The sequence below is a fragment of the Anaerotignum faecicola genome (assembly GCF_003865035.1).
GTDB classification, from domain to species: domain Bacteria; phylum Bacillota; class Clostridia; order Lachnospirales; family Anaerotignaceae; genus Anaerotignum_A; species Anaerotignum_A faecicola.
The window spans coordinates 866,505-887,934 of record NZ_BHVZ01000001.1 but is presented as its reverse complement, the minus strand read 5'-3'; the positions used below and the strand labels follow the sequence as shown (position 1 = coordinate 887,934).

At 48.9% G+C, this 21,430-nt stretch carries 25 protein-coding genes and 1 pseudogene; 3 read left to right on the top strand and 23 right to left on the bottom strand.

The features are described from left to right. Positions 1–9 precede the first annotated feature (9 nt). The 12 genes and pseudogenes from EJE48_RS04305 to EJE48_RS04255 form a co-directional block, all read right to left on the bottom strand. Positions 10–969, bottom strand: coding sequence for a DNA-methyltransferase (locus tag EJE48_RS04305; RefSeq protein ID WP_002569173.1), 960 nt, complete (start codon positions 967–969; stop codon positions 10–12). Next, complete coding sequence (locus tag EJE48_RS04300; RefSeq protein ID WP_002569172.1) at positions 966–3,404, bottom strand: VirB4-like conjugal transfer ATPase, CD1110 family; 2,439 nt, start codon at positions 3,402–3,404, stop codon at positions 966–968. Before EJE48_RS04300 ends, EJE48_RS04305 begins: the two co-directional genes overlap by 4 nt. Next, positions 3,355–3,756: a PrgI family protein gene (locus EJE48_RS04295; RefSeq protein WP_002569171.1), complete on the bottom strand. Its 402-nt coding sequence runs from the start codon at positions 3,754–3,756 to the stop codon at positions 3,355–3,357. Before EJE48_RS04295 ends, EJE48_RS04300 begins: the two co-directional genes overlap by 50 nt. A gap of 177 nt (positions 3,757–3,933) precedes the next feature. Then, on the bottom strand, positions 3,934–4,803 hold the full coding sequence (locus EJE48_RS04290) for a VirB6/TrbL-like conjugal transfer protein, CD1112 family (protein ID WP_002595174.1): 870 nt from the start codon (positions 4,801–4,803) through the stop codon (positions 3,934–3,936). A gap of 19 nt (positions 4,804–4,822) precedes the next feature. Then, entirely contained in the window at positions 4,823–5,038 is a 216-nt protein-coding gene (locus tag EJE48_RS04285) for a Maff2 family mobile element protein (RefSeq protein WP_002569168.1), read from the bottom strand. Between the two features lie 417 nt (positions 5,039–5,455). Further along, on the bottom strand, positions 5,456–5,626 hold the full coding sequence (locus EJE48_RS12355; RefSeq protein WP_002569167.1) for a hypothetical protein: 171 nt from the start codon (positions 5,624–5,626) through the stop codon (positions 5,456–5,458). After that, positions 5,613–6,458: pseudogene (locus EJE48_RS04280) on the bottom strand (VirD4-like conjugal transfer protein, CD1115 family); the annotation flags it as partial. The pseudogene EJE48_RS04280 and the gene EJE48_RS12355, both read right to left, overlap by 14 nt. Positions 6,459–6,552: 94 nt before the next feature. Then, entirely contained in the window at positions 6,553–6,960 is a 408-nt protein-coding gene (locus EJE48_RS04275; RefSeq protein WP_456297937.1) for a hypothetical protein, read from the bottom strand. Between the two features lie 35 nt (positions 6,961–6,995). Next, complete coding sequence (locus tag EJE48_RS04270) at positions 6,996–7,190, bottom strand: transposon-encoded TnpW family protein (RefSeq protein ID WP_119244326.1); 195 nt, start codon at positions 7,188–7,190, stop codon at positions 6,996–6,998. A gap of 43 nt (positions 7,191–7,233) precedes the next feature. After that, entirely contained in the window at positions 7,234–8,097 is an 864-nt protein-coding gene (locus EJE48_RS04265) for an ATP-binding protein (protein ID WP_119244327.1), read from the bottom strand. Further along, a complete protein-coding gene (locus EJE48_RS04260) occupies positions 8,094–8,828 on the bottom strand; it encodes a phage replisome organizer N-terminal domain-containing protein (protein WP_119244328.1) in 735 nt (244 codons plus the stop codon). The genes EJE48_RS04265 and EJE48_RS04260 overlap by 4 nt, the downstream gene beginning before the upstream one ends. Before the next feature lie 113 nt (positions 8,829–8,941). Further along, positions 8,942–9,340: a cysteine-rich VLP domain-containing protein gene (locus EJE48_RS04255; RefSeq protein ID WP_117962471.1), complete on the bottom strand. Its 399-nt coding sequence runs from the start codon at positions 9,338–9,340 to the stop codon at positions 8,942–8,944. 126 nt (positions 9,341–9,466) lie between these two features. On the opposite strand from EJE48_RS04255, the gene EJE48_RS04250 reads away from it, so the two are divergent. Together EJE48_RS04250 and EJE48_RS04245 are read left to right on the top strand one after the other, a co-directional pair. Next, positions 9,467–9,745: a type II toxin-antitoxin system RelB/DinJ family antitoxin gene (locus EJE48_RS04250; RefSeq protein ID WP_005924829.1), complete on the top strand. Its 279-nt coding sequence runs from the start codon at positions 9,467–9,469 to the stop codon at positions 9,743–9,745. Then, a complete protein-coding gene (locus EJE48_RS04245) occupies positions 9,742–10,032 on the top strand; it encodes a type II toxin-antitoxin system YafQ family toxin (protein WP_002596328.1) in 291 nt (96 codons plus the stop codon). Before EJE48_RS04250 ends, EJE48_RS04245 begins: the two co-directional genes overlap by 4 nt. 107 nt (positions 10,033–10,139) lie before the next feature. On the opposite strand, the gene mobQ is transcribed toward EJE48_RS04245, so the two are convergent. The 11 genes from mobQ to EJE48_RS04190 all read right to left on the bottom strand — a co-directional run bounded on the left by mobQ (position 10,140) and on the right by EJE48_RS04190 (position 20,895). Then, positions 10,140–11,585 carry a MobQ family relaxase gene (gene mobQ, locus EJE48_RS04240; protein ID WP_124984325.1) on the bottom strand — a complete coding sequence of 482 codons (1,446 nt, stop codon included), beginning with the start codon at positions 11,583–11,585 and terminating at the stop codon, positions 10,140–10,142. Positions 11,586–11,771: 186 nt separating this feature from the next. Next, the gene (locus EJE48_RS04235; RefSeq protein ID WP_124984324.1) at positions 11,772–12,062 is read right to left on the bottom strand and encodes a DUF3847 domain-containing protein; all 291 of its coding nucleotides are present in this window, start codon (positions 12,060–12,062) and stop codon (positions 11,772–11,774) included. A gap of 28 nt (positions 12,063–12,090) precedes the next feature. After that, the gene (locus EJE48_RS04230) at positions 12,091–12,552 is read right to left on the bottom strand and encodes an RNA polymerase sigma factor (RefSeq protein ID WP_124984323.1); all 462 of its coding nucleotides are present in this window, start codon (positions 12,550–12,552) and stop codon (positions 12,091–12,093) included. A 10-nt stretch (positions 12,553–12,562) separates the two neighbouring features. Continuing rightward, positions 12,563–13,015 (bottom strand): RNA polymerase subunit sigma-24, encoded by a 453-nt coding sequence (locus EJE48_RS04225; RefSeq protein WP_118623787.1) that lies wholly within the window; start codon positions 13,013–13,015, stop codon positions 12,563–12,565. A gap of 103 nt (positions 13,016–13,118) precedes the next feature. Next, a complete protein-coding gene (locus EJE48_RS04220) occupies positions 13,119–13,532 on the bottom strand; it encodes an RNA polymerase sigma factor (RefSeq protein ID WP_124984322.1) in 414 nt (137 codons plus the stop codon). A gap of 439 nt (positions 13,533–13,971) precedes the next feature. Beyond that, entirely contained in the window at positions 13,972–15,255 is a 1,284-nt protein-coding gene (ltrA, locus tag EJE48_RS04215; protein WP_124984321.1) for a group II intron reverse transcriptase/maturase, read from the bottom strand. 604 nt (positions 15,256–15,859) lie between these two features. Further along, complete coding sequence (locus EJE48_RS04210) at positions 15,860–18,193, bottom strand: ABC transporter permease (RefSeq protein WP_124984320.1); 2,334 nt, start codon at positions 18,191–18,193, stop codon at positions 15,860–15,862. Then, positions 18,190–18,873 carry an ABC transporter ATP-binding protein gene (locus EJE48_RS04205; RefSeq protein ID WP_124984319.1) on the bottom strand — a complete coding sequence of 228 codons (684 nt, stop codon included), beginning with the start codon at positions 18,871–18,873 and terminating at the stop codon, positions 18,190–18,192. Before EJE48_RS04205 ends, EJE48_RS04210 begins: the two co-directional genes overlap by 4 nt. A gap of 108 nt (positions 18,874–18,981) precedes the next feature. Beyond that, positions 18,982–20,019 (bottom strand): sensor histidine kinase, encoded by a 1,038-nt coding sequence (locus EJE48_RS04200; protein ID WP_124984318.1) that lies wholly within the window; start codon positions 20,017–20,019, stop codon positions 18,982–18,984. Between the two features lie 8 nt (positions 20,020–20,027). Continuing rightward, positions 20,028–20,714 carry a response regulator transcription factor gene (locus EJE48_RS04195; RefSeq protein ID WP_118254091.1) on the bottom strand — a complete coding sequence of 229 codons (687 nt, stop codon included), beginning with the start codon at positions 20,712–20,714 and terminating at the stop codon, positions 20,028–20,030. Further along, positions 20,707–20,895 carry a helix-turn-helix domain-containing protein gene (locus tag EJE48_RS04190; RefSeq protein WP_124984317.1) on the bottom strand — a complete coding sequence of 63 codons (189 nt, stop codon included), beginning with the start codon at positions 20,893–20,895 and terminating at the stop codon, positions 20,707–20,709. The genes EJE48_RS04195 and EJE48_RS04190 overlap by 8 nt, the downstream gene beginning before the upstream one ends. Before the next feature lie 144 nt (positions 20,896–21,039). On the opposite strand from EJE48_RS04190, the gene EJE48_RS04185 reads away from it, so the two are divergent. Then, positions 21,040–21,408, top strand: coding sequence for a helix-turn-helix transcriptional regulator (locus tag EJE48_RS04185; RefSeq protein WP_124984316.1), 369 nt, complete (start codon positions 21,040–21,042; stop codon positions 21,406–21,408). Positions 21,409–21,430: the final 22 nt, after the last annotated feature.

Below are 21,430 nucleotides of genomic sequence, written 5' to 3'. Positions count from 1 at the left end.
TATATTGTTTTATGTGTCTGTCCCTCCAATCCGCGCCCTTGCAAGGGCGCAATACTCGGCGTTTATCTCAATGCCTATATAATGCCTGTCAAGCTGCTTTGCGGCTGCCCCCGTCGTGCCGCTGCCGAAAAAGGGGTCAAGCACAACGCCGCCTTTCGGACAGCCCGCCTTGATACAGGTTTCGGCAAGTTTTGGCGGGAACGCGGCGAAATGCCCGCCCTTGTAGGGAACGGTATTGATAAGCCACACGTCCCGCCTGTTCCGCATGGTCGGCATGAGGGCTTCGTCGTAGTAGCTGCCGCTTCGCGCCCGGTTAAGCCCCTGTACGTTCCCCTGTCCGGGTACTTCGTCCGCATATTTCTGTCCCGCGCTGCGCCCGGTGCGGTACCGCGCCGCCGTTGTGGGGGCTAACGGCTCGGCTATGGCGGCTGCGTCATAAAAATACTTCTTTGACTTCGTAAGCAGAAAGATATGTTCATAGCAGCGGGTAGGGCGGTCTTTCACGCTCTCCGGCATGGGGTTTTCTTTCTGCCAGATAATGTCGCTCCGTAAATACCACCCGTCAGCGCGTAGGGCAAAGGCTAAAAGCCAAGGGATACCGATTAAGTCCTTTTGTTTGCAGCCGGAAACGCGGTTGTTTCTTGCAATCTGCTGTCCGTTTCTGCCTTTCGGGTTCTTCGGGTCTGCATGGTAGCCTTTATTTCCTGTGCCGCAGTAGGTGTCCGCGATATTCAGCCAGAGCGTACCGTCAGAACGCAGTACCCGGCGCAGCTCGCGGAAAACCTCGGTCAGCCTGTCAATGTACTGCTCCGGCGTGTCCTCCCGCCCAATCTGCATATCAAGCCCGTAATCCCTAAGCGCATAGTAGGGCGGGCTTGTGACGCAACAGTGTACGCTTTCCTCTGGAAGCTCCCGCAAGGCATAGAGCGCGTCCCGGTTGATGATTGTGTCAGTTTTCAGCCCGTTCATGCTTCGCCCACTTCCTCCGGCTTCGTCGTCATTACCCGGTAAAGCTCGGTGTCTTTCGGGAAGCGGTCTACAAAGGGCAGCACCACGTTCCCGTAGAAGATAAGCCCCTCGCCCGCTTCGGTGTGGGTGACATACTTCATCTGCTGCGGGGAGATGTTGAGCTGCTTTGCAAGGATAGCCCGGTCGCCCGCCGCCTGATTGAGCATGAGGACAAAATCAGAGTTTTCAAAGATATTCTCCACTTCGCGGGAAGCAAGCAAATCTTTGACGTTCTGCGTGATTGCTGTGGGTATGCCGCCCCATTTTCTGAAACGCTTCCAGATTTCAACGGAATAGGCGGCGGTCTGTTCCTCTTTCAAGAGAAGATGAAATTCGTCCATAAAATACCGGGTGGATTTCCTTTCTGCCCGGTTGACGGTGACGCGGTTCCATACCTGGTCCTGCACAATGAGCATACCTAATTTTTTGAGCTGCTTCCCAAGCTGCTTGATGTCAAAGCAGACAAGGCGGTTTGAAAGCTCTACATTCGTCCTGTGGTTAAAGACGTTAAGGCTCCCGGAAACATAAAGCTCCAACGCCGCCGCGATACGCGCCGCTTCCGGCTCCGGCTGCTTCAAAAGCTCGTTGTAGAGGTCGCCCAAGATAGGCATTTTCTCCGGGTCGGGGTCTGCAAGGAAAGGGCGGTACACGTTCCTAACAGCGCGGTCAATGACGGTCTTATCGACGGGCTGCAAGCCCTCCTTGCCGCCTATGACAAGCTCGCAGAGGGAGAGGATAAAGTCGGATTTCAGCGCAAGGGGGCTGTCGTCCTCGCTGTAATTGAGGTTAATATCCATAGGGTTCACATACTGGGGCTTCCCGTCAATGCCCTTGCCCGTAGGCGATAACCGTATCACTTGCCCGTCAAGCCGCTGCACAAGGGAAAAATACTCTGCTTCCGGGTCGCAGATAATTATGTCGTCGTCGGTAATGAGGAAAGCGTTTGTCATTTCCCGTTTGGCGGCAAAGGATTTCCCGCTTCCCGGCGTACCCAAGATTAAGCCGTTGGGGTTCTTTAGCTGCTTGCGGTCGCAGAGTATCATGTTGTTACTAAGGGCGTTTAAGCCATAGTACAAAGCCGCGCCCGTCTGAAAAAGCTCCTGCGTGATAAAGGGGATAAAGATAGCGGTGCTTGACGTGGTAAGCCCTCTTTGAATGGGGATAAGGTTCTCCCCAAGCGGTACAGAGGACATAAGCCCCGCTTCCTGTTGGTAGTCAAGGCGGGTTAAGGCGCAGTTGTTCTTCTGTGCAATGCCCGCCGCCGCGAATACGTCATTTTCCAGTTTCCTTTTTGTGTCTGCCATGTTCACCACAAGGAACGTCAAGAGGAACATTCTTTCATTCCGGCTCTGCAAGTCCTGTAAGAGGTTCTTCGCTTCGCTGCCGAAAGTGGCAAGGTCGGACGGGATTATATCCATGTCGTAGCCGCTGCGTACCGCTTTTTTCTGTTCTTCGATTTTCATTTTGTCAAGGTCGGTGATTTTCCGCTTGATTGTCTTTATGGCTTCGGTCTGGTCGATACTGTGGATATGCAGATTGACGATAACGCCCGTTTCCAAGTCCAGAATGTCAGATAAGATACGGTCGTTTAATTCCGGCGCAAGGATTTCAAGGAATGAAACCGCGCCGATTTTGCGCCCCATGCGGAAATACCGCCCCTCGCCAAAACGGAAAGAGGACGGGGCGATAAAGTCCTTTGTGGAAAGCCCGGACGGGGCAAGCCATGAAAAATCAAAGGCAAACTGCCCGCCCTCCGGGTGGAAAATGCCATGCAGCATTTTAAGGCGTTCATAGCCTGTCATGGGGCGGGCAGACACGCCCAAGAGCTTAAAGTTGTTGAGTACGTCCGTTTCGATACGGGCAAGGCGGGATTTCGCCGCGCCCAGACTGTCGGCTTCAATGGCAAAGGTGATATATTTTGCTTTGACAAGCCCGTTGTTGCCCTTTGCAAGCTGGTTTTTCAGCATATCCCGGTATTCTGTGCGGATAGAATTGAAAGCGTCCTCCTGTGCCGGGATATTGACCGCCTTTTCCGCTTCGCCGCGCTGCGTCCCCTGATTGATGAAAGAGAGCTGCACCGAAACGGAAGCGTCAAAGTAGTTGAGGAAGTCGCACCAGTTCTCAAAAATGGCGGTCTTGTCGTCTGCCTGTGCAAGCTGATAGTTAATATCTTCAAAGGCGACGGTCTTTGAGTATTTCCGTCCCGTAACCTTGCAGATACCGTCCGGGTACATCTGGATATAAGGGATTGTCTGCTGCGCGGTGTGCGCTTTCCCGTCGCCCTTTGCCTGTCTGATGATTTCCGCAATCTGCTTTTTCTCGGCGCGGGTGAGCTTGCGGGGCGGGTTAGGCTTTGCGCTTCCCGCCGCGCTGTTTCTTCGTGTTTCCTTTTGCAATCGCTGATACCTCCTTTTCAAGTTTTCTCTGCCGTTCTAAGACGGAATAAAAGTTGTCTGTCCTGTATGGTCGTTCTTTGGGGGCTATGAATTTCGTCTGAATGATGTTCTTCACCACCACTTCAAGGGGCTGTCCATGCTTCTCATACATGGCAAAGAGGAAACAGGGCAGCATGACGGCAATCATAGCCATAGACGCAAGGCTTGTGCCTGTGCTGTCTTTGAGCAGAAAGAAAAGCGGCAAGCCGAACAGGAGAGCCGCCGCAAAACATACAATCTGCCGTTTGGTAAGGTTGAACGCTACTTTTGTCTTGACTTTGGATAAGTCTTTGGGTACGGGTACATACGCCAAGTGAAAACCTCCTTTCTCTGGGTTTGGTGTTGCTGTAACTTCCCATAAGGGTAATCAAGGCAAAGGTCAATCTATGCCCTTTGCCCGCCCGTATTATATGGGGGTTATCCGCGTCAAGGTCGGGTCGTATTTTCGCCGCTTCGCTCTGAAAATCTCCACCCTGCCCTTGACACGCCGCTAATGCGCGGAGAATATCGACTTCGCCAGTGCGCCGGATTTGAACAGGGAGAAACAGAGGATAACGGTATAGGCTGCAAGGGAGAATATCGCGCTGTGCAGATTGTCCGCTATTATCATGTTGTTTACCAGAACCGCGTAAATGCCGACGCATATCATAATGAGGAAGCCTTGAAAACCGATAGCGAACAGGGATTTGAGGTAGTTGTTTCCTATCTGCCCCCATTCCCGGTTCGTCATTGTTGCAAACGGGATAGGCGATACCGAACAGTAAAGGTAAATCTCTATCATGCGCCCGTAGAGGATAACGGTTATCAGTACGGACATGATTTTCATGCACAAGCTCACAAGGCTTGTTTCCATGACAAGTAAGAGCAGTTCGGGGATTTCCATAGCGTCAAGCCCGTCCTGCATGGAAGCAAGGGCGGCGGCAACATCAATCTCTGTGCTGCCGCCGATTACCCCCGCCGCGCCGGAAACAACGTGCTGCGCCATATCGAACACCGCCATAGTGATGTCAAAGGTGTGCGTCACAAGGTAGACTGCCACAAACGCCTTGAACACCCACTTGAAGAACATGGAAGTGTCAACGTCGTGCATATTGTTCTTTTCCGTTACCATGCTGATAAGCTCATAGCATAGGACGTAGGTAATGACAAGCCCCGCAATGGGTACGATTACATTCTCACTAAGGGTCTGTATCATGGAGAATATATTTGCGTTCCACCCTTGCGGGGTCTGCCCTACCTCTGCGGCGATAGTGCCGACTTTCTCGTTTACGTCCCCGAACATAGTTGACAGATTACCGTTTATGGCTCCTATGAGGATTTCCTTTATCCATTCGTTAATCGCGTCAAGTATGCTCTGCATAAGCCTTTACCCGCGCTTCTTAACCGAACAAGCCGGAAAGCAGCGGTACAAGGGTCATGCCGATAAGGGCAACGCCGCCGCCCGCCATAAGCTGCTTCATGCCCTGGCTCTTCGCGCCCGGATTGTCGTTGCCGTAGCCCTCCATGAGATTGATAACGCCCCAGATACCAAGCCCGGCTCCAAGTGCTACAACAAGGGTCTGCAAAACGTCTACTGCGCTATTGAAAAATGCCATAAATAAATCCTTTCTGCCGCGTCTGCGGCTGTCCGGCAAGCGGACAAAAGGCGGTCAGCGTATGCCGCCGCATAAAAAAACCGCCCTCTGGTAAAGGCGGCTGTCCCCGCGCTGCGTAAGTTCTGCGGCGCGGCGGTATTCAGTTGTAGGGGGGTGCGGCTCCTGCCGCTGTGTGCTGCGCCGGAAAGTAGGGGCGCGTATCATGTAGCCGATATTGATATATGTGATTGCTTCGATTCCTCCTTTCGGTGTCCCGCTGTGCTGCCGGACGGGTATTATTCAGACTTGCGGGAAGTGAATAGCTTGCATAGCAAGGTGTTCGCTTCCCGCAAGTTCACAAAGGGGTAGCTGCCGCAAGGCAGCGTAGGGGAAGTGTAGCTTCCCCTGTCCCCCCCTCCCCGGCGGTCTGCCATGCTGTCACTGTTGAGGGATAAGCCCCCGGCGCGTGACATACTCCGTTGCAAAACGGCGGTGTTCCGCTTCCTTTTCCCGCCAATACTCCCATAATGCAGCGTCGGCGGCTTCCGCAACATTCATTAAAAACCGTTCAAGCTGCTTTTGTTTTTCCTCTGCGCTACGTTTCCTCATGGTCTGCGTCCTCCTGTAAGTCTGCTGCGTCAATCTCGTAATAGTCAAAAACCTCGTCGGGCTTGACAATGGCGGGGCGGCGTTTAAGGTGCTTTTCCATGTCAAAGGCGTTCTTCGGGTCTGCGTCGGATAGGTACTTGTATTTCGGGTGTTTCGTTATGTCGAATTTGTCCGAAAAGAACGGGCGCACCCCGCGTAGCTGCAAGATACATTTCCCTCCGTCCATGACTGCGATTTCATCTTCCGTCATAAGCTGCTTTCCCAATTTCTGATAGTTCAGCCCATGCGAAAGCTCCCGCCCCCTTGTTTCGGAAGTGTTGAAGCTGTCTATCGTTTCCTTGCCTAAAATCTCCGATATTTCTTTGAGCGTGGTTTTTTCCTTGCCGCCCAAGAAAAGCGTGGTGTCGCAGTTGCCGACTATGGTATCGGCGTTGTCCTTGTAGATTGCCTTTAGCTGTGACTGGCTCTGCAAGATGATTGACGCGGAGATTTCCCGGCTCCGTATGGTTGCGATTAGTTTCTCAAATTTGGGGATTTGCCCGATATTCGCAAATTCATCAAGTAAGCACCGTACATGGACGGGAAGCCGCCCGCCGTATTCATCATCTGCTTTGTCGCACAAGAGGTTGAATAGCTGTGTGTAGAGAATACTCACGACAAAGTTAAAGGTGTCGTCGGTGTCGCTGATAATCACGAAAAGGGCGGTCTTTCTGTCACCTATGGTGTCAAGCTCCATTTCGTCGGTTTCCATAAGCTCCCGCAGCTCCTTAATGTCGAATGGGGCTAACCTCGCGCCGCATGAGATAAGTATGCTTTTTGCGGTCTTGCCAGAGACAAATTGTCAAGGACTTTTTAATCAAATTCACAAAAATCTACAAAAAAGGTGCCAGAAGCACCGTATGGCTCCTGACACCTCGTTTGATAGATTACATTTTTCCGTTCAGCAGGTCTTTGCAGAGATAGGCATAGTCTGGCAGCTGGTTGATATATGGCTCCCAGCGCCGCTTGATTTCGGCCAATTCCAGCGGATCGGCTGCTTCCAGTGCATGATCGTTGCCCGTCATATACAAAACATCCATAGTAACATCATCCAAACACTTGCAGCAGAGATCGGCGGCAGATTCTATCCTGATGCCGGTATCCACATAGACTGGATTTACGCCAATCGTCAGCCAAACATAGCCTACCTTGTCCGACCAGAGCAGTTCAAAATCAGGGCTTTGCCGCAGATGTTCCGCAAAGACCTCCTTTACTCGTTCAATTTCATGCTTCTCTTTTTCTGTGTAAAGCATTTTCGTGTCCTCCTTGACAAAAATTTTGGTGCGTACCATCATCAGTTTAGCACAAGGCAGCTTCGTTTATCAGTCTGTCACATCTGCTGAATTTCCTTTTTGAGCATACGCTTGATTTTATCGCTCATGGTTTCTGTGCTGGTATTGCTGAAATGGACATGAACCTTGTAGGTTGTCTTGCCGATTTTCTTTACAATCGCTGGCGTGTTTTCCGGCGCTCTGGACACAGCAGCGGCGTCTGCCGCCTGCATAGTACGGGGTTCTTTGTTCATGGCGCTCCTTTCTCCGAACGGGTCTGTGCCGCCCGGTAAAAAATCAATCGTGCTTACTGTTTACAATGTCTTTTGCTGCCTGTCGGGTAGCACCGGCATTTTCTTCCCGGAAATTATTCCCGTCAAAGAGAATCGGCGCACACCGTTCCAGAATACGGTCATAGATACGAGCGTGGGCCAGGTCAGGCGGGTTTTTCAGCTCGGACAGTTTCAAGTTTGTTGTGATAATCATGGGCCTGCGGCTGCGGTAGCGGCTGTCGATGACGAAAAACATCTGCTCCATAGCATATTCGGTACTGCGCTCTACGCCCAGATCGTCAATGATAAGCAGGTCATACTCGTCAAAGCTGGCAATAAACTCCGACCTGTCCTCAGAGAACATCCCGGTCAGGCGGTTCAGAATGATGGGGAAGTTTGTCATCAGCACCGGCACATCCTGGTCAAGCAAAGCGTTGGCAATACATCCGGCGAAGAAAGACTTGCCGGTTCCCACATCTCCAAACAGCAAAAGCCCGATATTGCTCTTATATGCCTCCTTCCAGTTCTCCACATAGGCGCGGGCCTTGTCCATCAATGGGTTTTCGCCGTTGTCGTTGGCAAAGGTGTAGTCATAGAGATAGCGGTCTTGCAAGCCCTGTGCCTTTCGGCGTTTGATACGCTCCATGCGGCGCTGCCGTTCTTCAGCAGCCTTGCGCTGCTCCTCAGCCTCCCGCTGGCACTGGCAGATGCAGCGCGGCATAAAGTAGCCGGATTTCCCGAAGCATGGCACAACGGTCTGCCTCTGGCCGCCGCATTTCTTACAGTGAATGAGCCCGTCTGACGGGTCTATATACTCGTCCCCGGCCAGTTCCACACCGGCGGCTGCCTTGTCGATCAGCGCCCGGATTTCTGCGGTAATCTCAATCATACGGTTTCATCCTCCTTTACGCTGTAATCCCGGTTGCGGGTGGGCGGGGCCGCTTTCCTAGCGTCCTCACCGGCCCAGCGCCGGATGGTGGCGGCATGGCTCTGATACCGCTTGCCGGTAGAAGCTATGTACTCGGACAGCTTTTCGATGTACTGGCCCCATACAGTGGGAAAACTGGCCTGCAAGTCTGCCAGTTCCCCGTCCGTCAGGAAAACATTCTGGTAACGGCCATAGGCGGGGGCGGGGTGTCCCTTCTCTATCTCTCTCTTTATCTCTATCTCTTTCTCTAACTCTATCTCTATCTCTGGTGGACGAATGTCGGACAAATGTCCGCCGTTTGTCCGGGGCGCAGAAAGAGCCTTATTTTGGAGCCTTGCAGCCCGCTTTCGCTCGGCCTCGGTAGAGGACTGGCCGATTAAAAGTTCGATGTTGCTCATGTAGAATGTGCCGCTGTCCAGCACTTCCACAAGACCCAGCTTCAAAAAGATCTGCAAGGCTCTCTCCACAGTGCCGATCTGCTGGCGGGTAATGGTGGCGATCATCTGCGCCGTGTAAGGAATGTCCTCGTCAAGCTGGAGCCGCCCGCCATGTTTCAGCGATTTCAGATACAGCTTGAGCAGAATGTTGGAATACAGCACACCATCCTGCATACTTTCCAGCAGCACGATGGAATCATCGTCAAAATAGTTTTCTTTGAGTTTCAGGTAATAATATTTTCGGTTGTCTGACATAGGGTTCCTCCTTGGGGTTTCTCTTGGGATTCTGTACGCATTTTAAGGCCGTTTTAGGGGTCGGAGGATAAATCTATCAGCCTGCCTTTGACACCCTCGAAAAAATCCTTGATTTACAAGGGTTTTTCAGCCCCTAAAGCGTGACATTTCTCCCGTTGTTTCCGCTTGCGCTTTGCGGCGTTGATCCGCTTCATGCGTGCGGCACATTCCGGGCAGTATTTGGCCCGGTTGGAACCGGGGGTAAACAGCGCCCCGCATACGGCGCATTTCTTCGCATTCATCCGGTGGAACAGCGCCGTTTCCAGTTCCTTATCCTGCGGCAATACCGCCGTCCGAAACCACCTGCACAACAGGGAATAGGAAATGGACTGGACACAGACACATTCCTCCCCATCGTCCAGGGCGATACAATTTCCGTCGATGTAGTTGCAGCACTCATGCACCAGCCTCCGCGCTCTGCGGTACTGGCGGTAATCCATGACGGGGATAGGTTCAGTCTTGTCGTTCTTCATAAATGATTTCTCTCACAAAGCAGGTAACCTCCTTGAATGAATTTATTGTTAAATATTCGTGCAAAGTATTGTTTTCTTCGTGCAAAAGGCATATACTATAATTGCCAGCAGAAAGGGGTTGATCGTATGGCTGGAAATACCACAAACATCAGTATCCGCATGGACGCAGATTTGAAAGCGCAGGCGGACGCACTGTTTACTGAACTTGGCATGAACCTGACTACGGCGTTTAACATCTTTGTGCGCCAGTCGCTTCGTGAAGGCGGCATTCCCTTTGAAGTAAGGCTGGAACAGCCGAACAAAGAAACGGTTGCTGCCATGCTGGAAGCGGAAAGGATTGCAAAAGACCCGTCTGTAAAGGGCTACAATGACCTTGACGAGTTGTTTGCTGACCTGAAAAGATGAAAGAAACCAAATATACCGTCAAGTACACGACCAGTTTCAAAAAGGACTACAAACGAGCCATCAAGCGTGGCTTGAAGATTGAGCTGCTGGAGCAGGTCGTAGCATTGCTGGCGATGGGCGAACCGCTGCCGGATAAGAACCGTGACCATGACCTGTCCGGCGATTGGGCAGGCCATCGGGAATGTCACATTCTCCCGGACTGGCTGCTTGTCTACCGCATAGAAGATGATGTTCTGGTGCTGACGCTGGCCCGCACCGGCACACACAGCGACTTGTTCGGCAAATAAACAGTCTGCCGCCGTATGGGGAAACCTGTACGGCGGTTTTTCTGTGTGCAAAAGTATGTCGTGAAATGCGACGCACTTGACAGGGGTACGCCAAAACGCGGTAGCCTTTACCGCTCCGGCCCACGGTCGTGAGGCTTGTCCCTTTCCTGTCGGGACAGCTGCTCGGCGGTTTTGCGGAGCCGTTCCACTGCTTTCAAATCCTCCCGCATGGATTTCATGGCAAGCGTGTCCGTCTGCTTTCCAGCGGCCAGCTGGTCAATTTCCAGCTGCCATGCCTTCGGGGTGATTGCCTCGCCGTTGTCTTTCAGTTCTTTCAGATACCGGGTCGCTGCGTCATACAGAATCAGTTCCCGGCTGTGGCGCTGCTCAAACTGTTCCCGCTTTTCCGGCTTTACTTTGGCAAGCTGCTTGTGGATGGACTTGTACTGGTTGTACTGTTCCCACATCTCCCCGCGCTCGGTGAGGGTAGTGATCCGGCGCTCGGCCTTGACGATCTTTCCGCGCAGGTCATAGTAACGGCTGTTCATATCAGCGATTTTTTCATGAAGCTGCTGCATAGACTGGATGCCGTTTGCCTGCAAAAAGCTGAATAGTGCAGCGCTTTCCTGCAAAGCCCGGATTTTGCCGGTGCGGGTGTGGGGATCGTCCAACTGCTGCTGGGCCTCCCACAAAGCTGTCAAGCTGCTTTGCTGTGTTTGTGGTTTTTCCGTTTCGGCTTTCGACCAGCGATAAAGACGGGTAATGCGGGCTTTGATTTCTTTCAGCAGCTTGTTGTCAGCAGCAATCTGCCGGTTTGCTTCCCCCTTGTCGGTGCGGATACCGCGCTTTTCCATTTGGCTGGCGGCTGGCCCCAGATGGACAGAGGGAATTTTATCAATGCCCTGCCGCTTGTAGCTGCGATGGTCAATGCGTTCCGGTCTGCCGGCAGATTCCAGCGCTCGATTGGTGTAGGCCGCCCACGCTACCCGCCAAATCTCCACATTTCCTTTATCGTTCCAATCGGTTGTATCCTCTCTGTGATTTTTCCAGCCGCCTTTCCCATCCGGGATACGCTGGCCGTTTTCGTCCAGATCGTATGCCTTGCGGCACTTTGCGCCCCATGCGCCGTTTTCTTTTAAGGGCCGGACGGTCAGCATGATATGAACATGGGGGTTGCCGGTTCCCTTGTCATGGATAGCAAAGTCGGCGCACATTCCTTTGTCTACAAAGTTCTCCTTCACATAGGCACGCACAAGGGCAAGCTGCTGTTCGCCGGACAGTTCACGGGGCAGGGCTGCTTCAATCTCGCGGGCAAGCTGGCTGTCCCTTGCTTTCTCGATTTGCTCCACGCTGTTCCAGAGGATAGAACGGTCTGCAAATTCCGGCGGGGCGTGGGCGGGCAGCATGATTTCCGCATGGACAATGCCGCCTTTCCGGGTGTAGTCGTGGGTCATGCCGTCCCATTCATTTATCAGCTTGGTTCCGCTGCGGTAAGCAGCTGCGGCAACGGCAGAACGGCCCGCGCTGCGTTTGATAATACTGACGGGGATATGACAGAAATCTATGGGGAACACCTCCTTTCAGTGAGGGATGACAGGCTCTGTGGAGCCGGACAAACGCAAAGCGGGTGTTTGGCTGCGCAGAGCGCACAAGGGGTTTGGGGAGTGTAGCGCCCCATCGCGCTCGGAGAGCGCAACAGCCCCCGGCAGGGCGCACGACACCGGCAACGGTGTATAAGTGCGCCCTTGTAAACAAGGGACTTACGGCTTGTCCCCGGATTTCGGCAGTTTTGCGGCCAGTTCTGCCGCCCCCGGAAGATGGGACAGGGCAATCAGGAACGCTTTGACCTCTACGCCGGGAAGGTCGGGGGCCAGAGGGAAAATGCCCTCCAAAACGGCCCCACGCTCAATCAGGCGGCGGGTGCGAACCCTGCGTTCTTCGTTCCGCTGCTTGTTCTCCAAAATCTTCTTTCGGTTTTCAAGCTGCCGAATCTCCTTCAGGACTTTCTCCCGTTCTTCTTTTGAGGAGTGGGCTGTAATTTTTTCGTTCATGTCAGGCACCTCTTTTCTTTGGAAATACTCATAGATTGACCGTCCATTTCTGTCGAGCAAAGTACCGGCGCAGCCTCCGCAGTGCGGCATGGATGGATTTTCCCGCCTGTGATGGCGTGATACCCTCCATTGCGGCAATATCTTTCACTTTCATACCCAGCATATAGCGGGCGTGGACACGGCGGGCCTGCATAGGCGGCAGGGAAGAAATTGCTTCATACAATCGCCGTATCAGTTCTTCGTATTCGGCTAATTCTTCTTTTTCTATCAGGTAGTCCTCCGGCGATGGCTGCGCCCAGCCGATGGCGGCATTTTCGATTCCATCGTTACAATCGAGGGAATAAAACGCCTTATACCGGAACATCTTGCGATCTCTGGCGGCCTCGGCTCTCTTGTCCAGAAGAAACGCTTCGATGATCTCATCGGACACCTCCACAAAAATGTCCTCTTTGCAAAATGGATAATATTGTTTGAGATTGATGGTCTGCATAGGCATGCCCTCACTCTGTTTGAAAAAGGTCATCATAGCAGCGGCGCATATTCCGCAGACCCCGGCGGATGGCAACGCTAACCTTGCTGCTGTGGACGCCCTCTATCCGAGAGATTTCCGGCTGCTTGATACCAGCAATGTAGTAGGCGTGAACACGGCGGGACTGTGCCGGAGTGGCATGAGCCAGAGCCACCGGCAGAGCTGCAATCAGGCGCAGTCGCGTGGTCATTTCTTCTCGTTCCAGCAAAATATCTTCCGGTGATCTGCTGTGTTCCAGTGCGTAATTTTCCAGCCAGCTGTATGCGTCCAGAGAGTAGTAGGCGCGGTGGTAGACTTTCCGACGCTCATAGTTCTCCATCTCCCGCTGGGCCTGATACATCGCTGCCCATACCTCGTCCGTAACATCCACAAACTCGTCATGCCGGTAGTGTGGATACATCCACCGCAGATTGATTGTTTTCATAGGCTTACCTCCTGAAAATCGGAGAGGCGGACAGCTCGTCCGCTGTCCGCCCCTCGCTGAGATAAGGGAACTGATCCCTTTCACTTGGTAGCCAGAAAACAGGTCATTCGTTAAGCCTGTTTTCAAAGAATTTTATAAATTTTTTTCTGACCGCCTCCACACTTTGATAAACAGCCACTTTGGAGCAGCCGCACAGCACACCGATCTCTGCAAGGCTCAGCCCGTCAAGCGCATAGAGCAGGAACCGGCGGCGCTGGGCCTCGGTACAGGTGTCCAGAACAGCCATCAGCTCATGCAGCGTTTCCATGCGGCAAAGGTATTCTTCCGGCGTTTCGCCGTAGGCTCCTATACCCTCGGTGGTAATGATGTACTCGTCAAACTCCCGGCCATCCCAATGCCGCCGCTGTTCATGGAACAGGTTCTCCGTTTTGTGATCGGCCCGGTCAAGAAATTCATAGACTTCCAGCGTGACCTCCACGGCCACAGCTTGTCCGTTATAATTGATGGTAACTTCCATCTGCCTTTCCTCCATTCAGATTTTTTCGGGAAAATCTGAATGGGGCGGCGGAGAACGGCACCGGGGATAAAGTTCGGGCCATGCTGACCCGATGTTCCGGCTCCATAGAGACAAAAAAGCGCCCGGACGGCATAAAGCCATACGAGCGTAATAGAGTATATTTTGCTGTTTAGTTACATGGTATAGTGCATACTTCTGACCGCATTGCTCCGCTGCTGGGAACAGGCTTTTTTTAGCTGGTGCAGGTCATGGGGACTGTGAAAAAAGGCAAAAATAGACACGGCGGCAATCCTCCTATGTGCCGCCGTGGATTTACACGGTGTTAGGTCGTCGTTGGTTTAGCGTAGACGATCGAGTAGGAGGAATTTCTCTTAATTTGAGAAATTCCGACCTCTCACACCACCGTGCGTACCGTTCGGTACACGGCGGTTCAATCAACTTAACAAGTAACACACCTTTCGGTGTAGTAATCTAACATTGAGACTAATCCAAACGAGGCTAATCTCTTGTTGTTTATTGCAACATTTACGGCTCCTTTATTACAAACATAAGCGATTCTGTGTCCTGTATAAGCAACCCGCCTTGCCGTATTTCTGTCAATTCCAAGTTTTATAAGGTTCTTTTCACGGTTTTGTGGAGTTTTCCAATGTTTCCATATACACATGCGCAGTCTATATCGAATGTTCGAATCAAGCTTTGCACAGAGTGTTTTCATACTTCCTATCTTGAAGTAGTTAATCCACCCTCTGATGAGCTGGTTGAGTTTCTCAACTTTATAACTGTTGCTGACACCCCAGCTACGGCATGTGAGTTCTTTCATTCTTCGCTTAAACTTTGCTACTGATTTTGCATGTGGTTTAGCCTTAAACTGTTGTGCTCTTCGGTCAAAGTAAAATCCAAATCCGAGATATTTTAATCCTTGCGGTTTATCTACTTTACTTTTGGTCATGTTAACCTTAAGCCCTAGTTTCTCTTCAATAAATCGTGAGATATTCCTCATGACTCTGTTAGCAGACATTTCACTTCCAACCATAATAATACAGTCATCTGCATATCGTACGAAGTTAAGCTCTCTTTTCTCCATTTCCTTATCGAGTTCATTTAACATGATATTTGCCAATAGTGGCGAAAGGTTTCCTCCTTGTGGTGTTCCCACGATGGAATCCTCATATTCATCATCAATCATGATTCCACTGACAAGATATTTTCTAATGATAGAAATAACATCTCCATCTTTAATGGTTCTACCTATGATAGTCATAAGTTTGTCATGATTTACCGTGTCAAAGAACTTTTCCAAGTCAATGTCTACAATCCAATCATTACCGTCATTCATTATATCTAGTGCTGTTAGGATTGCTTGCTGTGCACATCTATTCGGTCTAAATCCATAACTATGGTCATGGAACTGTTCCTCATATATTGGTGTTAAGACCTGTGCAATAGCTTGTTGTATGAATCTATCTGTTACTGTTGGTACTCCTAGGTTTCTGACACCACCATCAGGCTTTGGTATCTCCACTCTTCGTACTGGTTGAGGTTTATATTTTCTTGTCCTCAACTGTTCCTTGATGATTTCGCCGCTCCTTATCAGATGCTCCTTGAGTTCTGTGTACTTCATTCCGTCCACTCCCTCTGCACCTTTGTTTCGTACGACTTGCAGATATGCTCTGTTGAGATTATCGCTAGAGAGTATCTGCTCCATTAGATTGCTTGTGTCCATGCGTTCTTTCCTTTCCGCCTCGCTTGATTTGACCACCCTTTACCCGATTGGTTACGGCAGATGTTGTCATTTCTGCAATGCGAGACATACTCAAACTTATTGATTGTTCGCCCCTTCGCTCCATCTCCATTACAGAAACTTCTTCACTACTATGGGCTCGGCTGACTTCTCACAGTTCGTTATTACTAGGCTAATGAAACCCCTGTGAGACCTCCACGCTTAAGGTGCACGCTCTTTCTCTCCATATATCCGCCGCATCTACTCTGCTACTACAAATGTGGTAGTTATTAGACTTTGTTGCTTTTGGCCAACTTATCTCTCGTAGCCTAGCCTTATATGCGATTTCTGTCCGTCGGACCAGAGATTTGCCTACAGCTTCCTTCAGATTCCACCTCACGATGAACACCCTTGCTGTTCGGCTATACATTTCCCACCACCCGGGCATGTTCGGGACTCGCACCCATTAGAGCGCGCCCATGGCGCGCAAACCAAAGAAACGGCGGCTCTGAAAATCAAAGCCGCCGTTTCAAATGGGCGTGTCAAATTGTCTGCTCTACGACGGCTTTTTTTCTTTTGCCGTCGTCCGGCAGATTAACATATGAAACTATAATTCGTTGATGGTTGCAGTAATTGGCATATTGCGAATTCTCTTTGCAGGAGCATAAACGGACACAATAGCAGATATGAAGATAAAGGCAACGACAATTCCAAACCAAAGGATAGGAAATCTCCACTCAATTCCAAAATAATGTGTAATTAGACGATTATATAAAAATCGACTAAGCGGGAGTCCAATGCCACATCCAACTATCAAACCAGAAATTGCATAGGTGTACGCTTCCGCAGAAATCATTCGTTTAAGCTGCCTATTATCCATACCAACAGCTCGCATTGCACCATACTGCTTAATTCGTGCAGATACACTCATAGAGATACTATTGACGATATTAAACAGCGAAATAACTCCGATAATAGCTAAGAAGCCATAACAAACAATTCGTGCAGCCCAATATGTAGCATTATTTTGTTTATTGCCTTCACGCTGATCTGTAATGATAATATCATCGTTTTCAAGACTTCTAATTTCTGCTATTGTTTCTTCAGTAGCGTTTGAATCTAACTGAATTCCAATAAGACCATACTTTGTACCGCCCATGATACGGTCAAATGTTTCCTGTGAGCAAATAATAATCAAATCATCTCCGAATAACCCTTGTGATAGAGCGCAAGTAATCTCAACTTCTTCGCCTGCAAACTGGATGGTATCACCGATGTGCAAGGAATTGTTTCTATTAAATACGGTTGCCACTTTGTTACTGTTCCCGTAAACTGTATCTAATGATCCCTGAGCAATACTACCTTTTGAGTAATCCAGAAGTGTATCATCATAAGAAACAATATTGATATGGTCTATTCCTGCTCTTGAAGATGTTGCAGGAATGTTTTCTACATAGCTACTTCCATAAGCATTTGCAACCCCATCTATTTTTTTGATTTCATCGACCAGGTTGCGCTCAATATCCATTTTATTTGCATAACTGGATAATGCTATATCGGCTGATGTGACACTCAACGATGGAACAAGTTGCTTTGCAAAATCTAAAATTACAGAAAAAGAAAAAACCAGCATAATAGTCAGTGCAAAGGAAGCCGTCATCAGAAACCAGTTTTTCTTTTTTTCAACCGCATGATGTATGCCAAGTGAATTATCAATTTTTCCTAAGCTAAACTTGATAGCGTGTTTAACAGAAGATTTATTATCTACATTGCCAGAAACCGCAGATATGGGTGAAACTTTAGCAGCCCGCTTTGCTGGGGATTGTGCTGCTAAAAATACTGTTACCACTCCAACAACTACACCACTGATAAGTCCAACAGGGCTGATCTGAAAGACTGGTGTTGTAGAAAATTCTCCACCAATTCCATAATGAAGTGTGGCACAAATAATCCAACTAATTATTGTTCCAAAAACCACTCCAATAGGTACCGCGGTTTTACACCAGTTCAATGCCTCCAAACGGACAAAGCGGATAATTTGTTGACGACTTGCACCAATGCAACGCAACATTCCAAAAAATTGAGTTCGTTGCGCAATGATGCTATTCATACTGCCAGAAATCATCAATATTCCTGCCAACAACACTAAAACAAATAGAATTGCTGCCAATCCGTACATACTCTGCATCGCTGTATTGTTGCTTTGCCCAGCCATGCCCATAACGCCGGTATTTTCAGAAATACTCCCATCGGATAATTGGTACTGTGTCTGTAGTTCTGTTATTGCATTTGCCGCTTTCGCTGCACTTTCAAACTGCACATAATAAGTCAACTCATTGTTTGTTACTCCGTTTTGTGCCATAACAGAAGTAAATGCACTTTGTGTCAGATACGAGCCTATCAAATAAGTCTGATTGTTATAATAGCTTTCATCATCTGTGCCAAAGCCAGAGATTGTAAATGTCCGATCTCCAGCAGGGGTATGTAAGGTTACACTATCCCCAAGCTGTACTCCTAAAGCAGTTACAGAATTAGGTGTAAGCATAACTTCCTCATCATTTGCCGGAAATGTTCCTTCTACAATTCCATTTGAAATCTGAGTAATATAGACTTCATCGGTGCCATACAAAACAGTTCGTTTTTCGTTGACTCGGTACGGTTGTTCTCCTTCAAAATTAAATTGAGAAGCTACACCAACTGCTGTAACATCTGAACGATTACTGATTTCATCCACATTGTTCTGTGAAATATTTTTTATTGCAATGTGCCAGTTTCCGTGGTTACTTATCATAAAATCGCTTTCTGTTCGTATCATCATGTCAGCAACACTGAAAATAGCTGTGACAAGAAACACCGAAATGATAATACACAAGACAGTCATACGATTTTGCCGCTTGCGCACCTTTGCGGAGATGGGAATGAGACTAAGATAGCTTTTCATTCACGGCACCTCCCAAAATCAGTCAAAGTGCCATCCGACACCTGTAATACCCGGTCTGCCGTTTGCGCAATACTGCGGTTGTGGGTAATCATAATGATGGTCTGCTCGTATTTTTTCGATGTTTCTTTGAGCAATGCTATGACCTCACTGCTGTTTTGTGAGTCCAAATTTCCTGTTGGCTCGTCTGCCAGAATCAGAGAAGGACGGGTAATCAATGCGCGGCCAATCGCCACTCTCTGCTGTTGACCGCCGGAAAGCTGACTGGGTAAATGATTACGACGATCTTTCAAATTCAAAACCGTCAGCAGTTCCTCCAAATATCTCTTGTCCGGCTTTTGATAATCCAGCAACAGCGGAAAAATCATATTTTGTTCCACCGTCAACTCCGGGATAAGGTTAAACGCCTGAAAGATAAAGCCGATATTCCTGCGGCGAAATACCGTCAGTTTTCGGTCATTCATGGAAAAAATGTCCTTACCATCAATCAGCACCTTTCCCGAAATTGGCATATCCAGCGCACCGATCATATTCAGCAGTGTGCTTTTACCCGAACCAGATTCTCCGACGATTGCCACATATTCTCCCTTAGGAACAGAAAAGCTAACATTCCTAAGCGCTTTTACAGCAGTTTCACCGCTGCCATATGTCTTACAAATATTCTTGACCTCTAATAAATTCATAGTGCAAACACCTCTTTCTTATGTTCTTGCGATGTAGACAGGTAAGTTCATTTCCTGTCTACGATTGAAAGAATAGCACTGAAATATTACTGTAACCCTACAATCATCCTACAATTTTGTAGGAATCAGAAAATTTATCGTGAAACTTGTCCCTCTGCCCAATTCACTGTCTACCTCGATTGCTCCTCCATGTGCTTCAATGACTGCTTTCGCAAGCGGAAGGCCCAGACCGATACCCTGTGTATCTTTTGAAAAACGGCTGCGATAAAAACGCTTGAAAATATGGTGTATATCTTCCGGGTGGATGCCACATCCATTGTCCTTTACCACAATTTGAATACCTGATGGCAACGCCCTCCATGTAATGCCAATGACAGCACCACTTTCCGTATGGTCAAACGCATTTTTCACAATATTGTCGATTGCCTCAGACAGCCAATCACGATCACAGAAAAGAGAAAGATAATCCGAGCCAGACAGAATGATTTTCTTCTTTTCCTGTCTGGCTCTATATGCAAAATGCAGTTCAATATCCCGCATCATATCCGCCACATTCTCTGTGGCCTTTTCCAGCACAATGGCACCGGCATCCAGTTTTGTAATCTTGAGCAAGTTTTGCACCAGCGTTTCAATGCGGTCAAGTTCCTGTTCGGATAAATCAGCAAATTCTTTTACAGCACTTAATTCCATATCCCCGTCTTGAAGCAGACCATTATAAATATTCAAAGCAGCCAGCGGTGTTTTCAGTTGATGGGAAATATCAGAGATTGTATTTTTCAAAAATTCCTTTTCCCGGAGTTCGTTATCTGCGTGAGCATTTAAGACAGCCGCCAGAGAATTGACGGTATGAAACAACCGATATAGTTCGCCCTCATCATCACATTCAATACGGGCATTGTGATCGCCGTCAAGATACGCATTGATCTGTGATACCGCCTGTTCCATGACTTGATTTTGCTTTTTGAAATAAGAACAACCCACCGCCAATATCGCTCCTCCTGACAATACGAAAACAAGCAATAGGAACAAAGAAAACCGCTGATAGCACAACCATAAAAACCCTTGTGTCAACAGAAGGGAGGCTACCCAAATAACGGATATTGCAAGAAACAATTTTTTGATTTCTTTGTTTGCAAATATTTTCATAGACTACCTCACCCAATCACATTCCATTTGTATCCCATTCCCCGAACTGTCAGGAGCATTTGCGGTTCACTCGGATTATCCTCAATCTTTATACGCAGCCGCCTCATATATACGGTAAGGGTACTGCTGTCAATATAATTCCCATCGCAGTCCCATAGCTTATCTAAAATCTGTTCTTTGGTAAGTACCATGTTCGGGTTTTTCATAAATAGACACAGCAACTTATATTCTGCGGCAGTCAAATCCAATAGCTTTCCATTCTTAAACGCCTGCCCTTGCAGCAAAAGCACTTTCATTCCGTTGGATTCCAGTTGTGTATCTGCGGAGCTGAAATCTTTTGCCCGACGAAGCAGTGCATTTACTCTGGATACTAACACTCCCAGCTTAAACGGTTTTGTAATATAATCATCTCCACCAATGTCCAAACCCATGATAATGTTCATTTCTTCATCTGCCGCCGTCAAAAAAATGATGGGGACTTTGGAAACTTGCCGCACCTTTTTGCAAAATTCAAATCCGGTGCCATCCGGCAGGGATACATCAAGCACCAGCAAATCATATTTTCCATCCACCCACAAACTATCTGCTTCTTTGAGGGTTCTGGCAACAACTAATTCAAATCCTTGTTTTTTGAACGCAAAAGAAAGCCCGTTAATCAGGCTCAAATCATCTTCAAGAAGTAATATATTACTCATGCTTTTGCTCCTTTCCTTGTTTTGTCCGGCCATCAATCGGCTTTTCCGCAGCTTTAGGGATCAGCCAAACACCAGCCATTTTCACAGCGCCTGGGATACGCCCACCAGCGCAATAATAATTTACTCTACGAGGTGTCACGCCCCACTTTTCGGCGACCTCTTTCAATGTCATATAGTCCATTTCGCACCTTCACAGAATACATTATAGTTCTCTTTTTCGAACAATGCAAGAAATGGAATATGAATTATAAACTTCAACTAACCTGCATATAGCAACATTTCACGGGCGAAGTATGAATTATACAATGTAACCGGGTGATGCTATATGGCGAAAGTTGAAGATTGTCCCGGTTTTGAAACCTTCGGCGCAGATGTCAAAGCTGCACGAGAGGCAAAGCGTCTGGCACGAAAAACATTGGCAGAAATGGTTGGGATTGAATGGTGGTATCTTGCCAACATTGAGAATCAAGGTGCGATTCCGAGCCTGCCTGTGATGATCCAGTTGATTAAGGTCTGCGGACTTCCTGTGGAACGCTACTTCAACCCGGAAATCATGCGGGAAGAAAGCGAACAGCGGCAGCGGGTCAGCCACAAGTTGAAGCTCTGCCCTGAAGAATACCTGCCGATTATCGAAGGTGCCATAGACGGGGCGCTCAAAATGGAACAGACTGCGAAGCAGAAGGAGGACGCATAATCGCGGCCTCCTTCTGGCATTT